Origin of the sequence: Mesorhizobium sp. M7A.F.Ca.CA.003.01.2.1, assembly GCF_003998945.1 — a bacterium.
Taxonomy (GTDB): Bacteria; Pseudomonadota; Alphaproteobacteria; order Rhizobiales; family Rhizobiaceae; genus Mesorhizobium; species Mesorhizobium ciceri.
The window spans coordinates 1-558 of record NZ_RZRA01001603.1; the positions used below are offsets into that span (position 1 = coordinate 1).

Here is a 558-nt window from a genome sequence, read left to right on the forward strand (position 1 = left end):
GTCTCAGTCCGCGCCACAAGCCGACGCCGCGATCGCCATCGATGATGTGACCTTGCGTTTCGTCACGCCCGACGGGCACATGATGACGGCGATCCGCGATTTCACGATGACCGTGGCGCGCGGCGAGTTCGCCTGCGTCGTCGGGCCGACCGGCTGCGGCAAGTCGACGACGCTCAACCTGGTCACCGGCCTGTTGCGGCCGACGACCGGCAATGTCCGCGTCATGGGCACGCCGGTCACCGATATCAGCCGGGACATCGGCTTTGTCTTCCAGGCGGATGCGCTGTTTCCCTGGCGCAGTGTCATCGACAATGTCGCCGCCGGTCCACTTTATCGCGGCACGCCAAAGGCGCAGGCCTACGACCGCGCCCGCGACTGGATCGCCCGCGTCGGCCTCGGCCGCTTCGAGAAGCACTATCCGCACCAGCTTTCGGGCGGCATGCGCAAGCGCGTCGCGCTGGCGCAGACCTTCATCAACCAGCCCAAGATCCTTTTGATGGACGAGCCGTTCAGCGCGCTCGACATGCAGACGCGCACCGCCATGCAGGACGAATTGCT

General features: G+C 65.9%; 1 protein-coding gene. It reads left to right on the plus strand.

Annotation, left to right across the window (positions count from 1 at the left end):
• Positions 1 to 31: 31 nt before the first annotated feature.
• The coding region (locus tag EN969_RS34480) for an ABC transporter ATP-binding protein (RefSeq protein WP_164758814.1) at positions 32 to 558 on the plus strand (527 nt) is incomplete at its 3' end.